The sequence below is a fragment of the Micromonospora tarensis genome (assembly GCF_016803395.1).
Taxonomy (GTDB): domain Bacteria; phylum Actinomycetota; class Actinomycetes; order Mycobacteriales; family Micromonosporaceae; genus Micromonospora; species Micromonospora tarensis.
Map to the genome: position 1 here is coordinate 1 of NZ_JAEVHL010000326.1, position 5717 is coordinate 5717.

The window sequence follows — 5717 nt, forward strand, 5'->3', positions numbered from 1 at the left end:
GGCGACGACGGGGCTGCGTTCGGGTGCGGTTGATGCCTCGGGCACGTGGTCCCCCCTCTGGTGGCCGGCGGGCAGCCGGCGCGCGATGAGTCGGTCGACGGCCTCGGCCGCGACCATGCGGTACTTCCCGATCTCGGTGAGGTACCAGTCGGTGCCTTCGGTGCCGAAGTGGCCGTTGTCGACGAGCCGGCGGATGGTCTGCCCGCTGTCGTTGAAGCCGGCTGCGACGAGGCGCGCGCGGACCTGGTTGATGGTCAGGTATCCGCTCTCGGCCACGTCGTCTCCCAGGTCTTCCAGGTCTTGCAAGTTGACCAATGGTCGCACGGCAAGGCCCAGCGAGGGAGTACGCGGGGGACTCAACATGTGAGCACTCTACCAACCTTTCCAAGATGTGTCATGCTGGCCGGCATGAAGCTCCCCGAGTGGACCGAGGTCGCCGACTTCGCCCCGACGTACGCCACGCCGATCCTCTTCGGCGTCGGCACCGTCGGGGCGCTGCTCGGCGTGCTGCTGATCTGGCGGTTCTTCCGCACCGGCCACGCGCACACGCGCGTCGGGTTCCTCGCCGTCGTCCTCGCTACCGCGTTCGCCGCGGAGGGCATGTGGGAGGTGGCCCGCCAGACGCTGAAGCTGCCACCGCTGATGGCCCTTGGCCTGTTCGGCATGTTCGAGGTCGTCATGGTGTCGCAGGGCCTGCTCGCCAAGCACAAGCTGACCCAGACCCCGCCGGGCGACGTGCGCCGGCACATGAACTTCGTGTGGGCGGTCGCCGCCGGCAGCGGCATCGTGGCGTCCAGCGCGTCCGACTCGGTCCCGGAGTTCCTGCTGCGGCTGTGCGCTCCGGCGGTCGGCGCGGGGATCTGGTGGATGGGCATCACCGCCGACAAGCCGGCGAGCGCGGTTCAGCCGACGAGCTGGATCTGGACGCCCCGGCGCATCGGCATTCACCTCAGGTTGATCAAGCCAGGCGCGCAGGACCTGGAACAGGTCGACCGGGACCGGCGCATCGACGCGATCACCGTGACGGCGCACCGGTTGCACCACGGCTCGCCCCGCCTGGCGCGGTTCAGGAAGGCGAAGCTGCGCCGGCTGGCCCTTGAGGCGGATGACGCAATGGTGGCGCAGGCGCAGCAGCGGGTTGCTCGGGTGAACCGGATCGAGAAGCTGACGAGCCCGGACGCGCCGACGACTCAGCCGAGCGACGCCGAGCGGGAGCTGATGGACGAGCTACGCCGGCTCACGACCAGCGCCGAGGCGAGGATCCGCGCGGATCACGCTCGGGCGTTCGGCATCGGCGGTGAGTCGATGGTTGAGCTGGACGGGATCCGGATGCCGGCTCACCTGGCGGCTCAGATCGGCGACATGCCGGAGGGTTGGACGCCGGGGATCCGTGAGCCGCGCCGTGAGTCGGTGCATGAGTCGGCAACCGACTCAGCCGATGAGCCGCGCAGTGAGCCGGGCAGCGACTCACCTCGGACCACGGTTGCGACTCAGCGGCCGACTCACCGGCGGGTCACCGAGCCGGTGCGTACGTCGGCTCAGAAGGCCGACGACAAGAAGATCGCCCAGGCGTACACCCGACTCACCAAGAAGCTCGGCCGTGAGCCGTCCGGTGAGGAGTTGGGGAAGGCCGCCGGGGTCAGCAAGGCCACAGCCAACCGCTGGAAGCGCGACAACGCCCCGACCACCAAGGAGAGCTGAACCATGACCAACGCCACCGACGAGCGGGCCGACGACTACGACCGCGTCGAGCCGGCGGACCTGACCTTCGCCGTGTGGTTCCACGCCAACGGCGCCCCGTGCTGACCTTCTACCGCGACGACGCATGCACAGACGCTGGTAGGCACTGGCGCGTCGCCCACCTCGATGGCCGCACCGACGACCCTCAGCCACAGACGTGGGCCGAGGCGTGCGAACTGGGCCGGACGTTGCGACTCGACGGTCCGCACTTGCTCACGCGTTCCGCCTGAGCAACCCCCCATAAGCGCGGTGCCCGGTCCCACCTCTTACAGCCGGGCCGGGCACCGCCTCCAACGAAGGAGAGCCCCATCATGACAACCGTCCCCCTGGATCAGGACATCGACCTGGACCTCGACGAGCCCGTCACCGTGTACGTGACCACCGGGTGGAACCACCTCGTGCACGGTGCCAGCGCGGCGATCCTGATTCCCGCCCTGATCGCCGTGTACGCCGAGTTCACCGGTCAGCCGGCGCTGCGCAACACCGCGCTGGTCGGAGCCGCGCTCCTCTTCGCCATCGCGGTGTTCGCGCTGGGCATGGAGTACAGGGCGGACCACCGATGAGGACCCCGAAGCAGCGCGCCGCCGCCCTCAACGTGCGCGGCAACATCGCCCTGGTCGCTGCCGTCGCCTTCGGCGGACTGTTGGCGAGCAACCTGGGCGGTGCCGGCGGCTGGACGACGCTGCACACGTGGCTCACCGTCGCCGTTACGACCACCGCAGCCGCCGCACTGGCCTGCTTCGCGCTCGCCGCCCGGTTCCGCTCACCCCGAGGTGACTCACCCCAGGTGACTCACCCCCCGACCGAGGCTTCTCTCACCCCGTCTGAGGTGCAGAAATGACGACGGACCCACAGGTGACTCACCCCCCGGTGACTCACCCCGAAACGATCACCCCGGCCGACGCGCCGGCACCGGCTGAGGGGGTCGCCAAGCCGGCCGTGCGGCCCACTGCGGCACGAACGGCGCGGCCGGCTTGGCGGATGCCCCCGCCGAAGGTGATCGCCGCTGTGGTCCTTGTGGCGGTCGCGCTGGAGCTGTTGCTGTGGCAGGTCGCCGGGGTGTTCTGGGGACTGATCGCGCACGGCATCCTCGCCTTCGTCGTCCTGGTCGTCGCCGTCTTCTTGGTGCGACGCCTTCGGGCACAGCAGCGGGCGGCGTTGAGCGCGGTCAAGACACTGCGCAAGGCCGGTGCTGCGATGCCGCAGTCCGTCGCCCGGACCGCAGGCGGGCCCATGAGCCGGCTGTTCCGCCGCTCGGGTCGGACCGCAGCACCCACGGGCGGGAAGCGCGGCGGGTTGCTCGGTGGCCGGTCGGGCGGCACGGGGCGGGGGCTGTTTGGTCGCCGCTCCGGTGCGGGCGGTTCCTCGCGCGGTGGCCTGCTCGGGAAGTTGACGGGAGGTCGCCGCTCGGCAGGGTCGACGGGCCGGCAGCCGGTGGGTCCGGACGCGGCGGAAGCTTGCTGGGTCGACTCGGCCGGAAGCCGGCAAGCCGGCAAGCCGCCGGCGGCACGACGACAGGGCGCCGCCCAGGAGTTGGCGCCGCCCTGGGTCGGATGCGTTCCGGCGGTCGCAGCCTGCTCGGCCGGTCCCGCCCGTCGGGCACCTCGGGCGCCCGGAGCGGTTCCTCGGGTAGTGCGGCCAAGCGGCCACTGGGCGGGTTGTTCAGCCGCACGGCGAGCAAGCCGGCCCGCAAGGCGGCATCGCGCAACGGTGGGCTGGCCGGGTTCCTGCGGGGTGTCCGAGAGGGTGCCGAGCCGAAGCCGCCCCGTCCGGTGCGTACGTCGGCACCCGAACCGAAGCACGCCAGCGGCGAGACCGCGGAGAACAGGCCGGCCCAGCGGTCGGAGAAGCCCCAGCGGCCCACCAAGGAGCAGCTGGTCAAGGAAGCAGTCCAAAAGGCGGCGAAGGTCAAGCCGGCCGCTGCCGCCCCGCGACACACAGGAGGAAGCACCGTGGGAGACATCAACAAGATCCGAGCGGCGGCCGATGAGTTCGCCGCCGCGCTAAAGGGCTACGACCCGGAGAGCATGCACCAGTTGGTGCGGGAGATGCCTCAGCTCGGCGAGGCACTCAACAGCGTCCAGCAGGGATTCCGGCAGGTCGCGTCGCGCGCCGAGTCGGAGTGGCCGGTCGCCGCCCCGGTTGCCGAGGGTCTGCGGTCCATCGCCGACGACATCAAGGCGGGCGCCGGAACCGCGGAGGAGACCCGGGGCACGATCCGCCGGGAGAACGAGACCGACATCGAGCGCGGCGAGGCCCCTCGTCACGGTTCGGTCGAGGTCGAGCGCAAGTGGAACGTCTGAGCAGGTAGGAGGCAGTGATGGACGGTCAGAAGTCGTGGGAGAACGTCGCCAGCGGGGTCATCGCCACCGTCGGCCCGCTGGTCGGCGCCGGCCTGTGCTCGGCGGCGGACGTGCCCGCATGGGCGCCCGCGACTCTGGCCGCTGCGGCGGTGGCCGGTGTCGCGGTGCGGGACTGGCGTGTCGGTCGGCCGTGGTCGGAGCGGGCCTTCCGGCTCGCCACTGGCCTGGCGGCTGGGGTGTGGACCGCCTGGTCGAGCATCACCGATCCGTGGCACCTGCCGAACTTGGTGGCGGGGGCAGCGGCGGCGGTGGTCGGCTTGGCGGTCGCCCCCGCCTTCGTCGGTGAGGACGCGCCGACCGCGCCGACCTCCGGAGCCGAGCCGACCGTGGCGACCGACCGGGCCACGGTGTGGAAGAACCGCATCGAGCGGCTGGCCCGACTCAAGCCCATCACCATCACCAAGGAGGAAGACTGGCCGAACGGCGCCGGGTTCACACTGCACATCGTGTTCGCCCCAGAGTCCGGCGAGACCTGGAAGAAGATCGACGACGTCAAGCACTCCCTGGCCGCCGCCGCCCTGCTCGACGACGGCTGCGTCATCGGAGTCAGCCAGAACGGCCGGCAGGGCACCGCGAAGGTGCGGATCCCGACCGTCTACACGTTCGACCGGGACCTGCCTCTGCCCGACGACTTCTCGCCGCTGTCCGTGTGGGACGACTTCCCGATCGGAAACTGCGAGGACACCGACCCGGCTCTGGTCAACATCCGGCAGGCTGCCGGCCTGTTCGCTGGTCGGCGCGGTGGCGGGAAGACGAATCTGCTGAAGGTGCTGATTGGGCAGGTGCTGCGCTGCCGGGACTCGCTGGTCTGGGTGGTCGACCTCAACGGCGGCGGGTCGGCGGTGCCGTTCATGCTGCCCTACGTCGATGGGGAGGTAGCCACCGCGCCAATCGACTGGATCGCGGCCACCCCCGATGAGGCGGTCGTCCTGGCCGAGGTGGCGGTCGCCATCGCCAAGGACCGCAAGGCCAGGTATGGCGCGCTAACCGCCCGCTCCGGTGGGGACCTGCTCCCGGTGACCCGGGACCTGCCGCAGATCACGATCATTGTGGATGAGTCCGCCGAGGTGGAGAACAGTCCGATCGCCCGTCAGGCGATGGCGCGACTTCAGGAGGTGCTGAGGATCGGGCGCGCGGAGGCGGTAAACGTACTGTTCAGCGCGTTGCGGGCGACGCAGGAGACGGTGCCGGTGAACACCCGAAAGCAGACGACGTTGAAGATTTGTGGGCAGGTCGAGGACGAGACGGAGATCGAGTACGTGCTTCCCGGTTCCAGGGTGCGGTCTGATGACTTGGTGCACCCCGGGACGGTGTTCATGCGTCGCAGTGACATGGGCAAGGCGGTGCGGCAGGTGAAGGTCTACCGCACGCTGCCGGAGAAGATCCGTCGGCTCGTCCTGGCGACGGAGAGCATCCGGCCGTCCCTCGACCCGGCTGGCCAGCAGGTCGGCGGGCAGGCGTACGCGGACCGGATGCGGCGCCTTCAGCCCTGGCTGGATCGGCTGGCCGGTGTCGCCTTGGCGGAGCAGCCGCCGCCGGTCACCGCACCGACCCAGCCCAGTGGTCCCACCCGCACTGTTGCGTCCTCGCCCGTCGCGGTGGAGGTGGAGGCGC

Annotated in this window: 6 protein-coding genes; 5 read left to right on the forward strand and 1 reads right to left on the reverse strand. The window is 70.6% G+C overall.

Features of this window, described 5'->3' with window-relative positions; translation table 11 throughout:
• The coding region (locus JM949_RS32815; protein ID WP_203151946.1) for a hypothetical protein at positions 1 to 363 on the reverse strand (363 nt) is incomplete at its 3' end.
• 45 nt (positions 364 to 408) lie between these two features.
• Between JM949_RS32815 and JM949_RS32820 the strand changes: the two genes are divergently transcribed.
• From JM949_RS32820 to JM949_RS32840, 5 genes are all read left to right on the forward strand, one after another.
• Positions 409 to 1701: a G protein-coupled receptor family protein gene (locus JM949_RS32820; protein WP_203151947.1), complete on the forward strand. Its 1293-nt coding sequence runs from the start codon at positions 409 to 411 to the stop codon at positions 1699 to 1701.
• A gap of 350 nt (positions 1702 to 2051) precedes the next feature.
• Positions 2052 to 2303: a hypothetical protein gene (locus JM949_RS32825; RefSeq protein WP_203151948.1), complete on the forward strand. Its 252-nt coding sequence runs from the start codon at positions 2052 to 2054 to the stop codon at positions 2301 to 2303.
• On the forward strand, positions 2300 to 2581 hold the full coding sequence (locus tag JM949_RS32830) for a hypothetical protein (protein ID WP_203151949.1): 282 nt from the start codon (positions 2300 to 2302) through the stop codon (positions 2579 to 2581). Before JM949_RS32825 ends, JM949_RS32830 begins: the two co-directional genes overlap by 4 nt.
• Positions 2582 to 3293: 712 nt before the next feature.
• Positions 3294 to 4043 carry a hypothetical protein gene (locus JM949_RS32835; protein WP_203151950.1) on the forward strand — a complete coding sequence of 250 codons (750 nt, stop codon included), beginning with the start codon at positions 3294 to 3296 and terminating at the stop codon, positions 4041 to 4043.
• A 17-nt stretch (positions 4044 to 4060) separates the two neighbouring features.
• The coding region (locus tag JM949_RS32840; protein ID WP_203151951.1) for a hypothetical protein at positions 4061 to 5717 on the forward strand (1657 nt) is incomplete at its 3' end.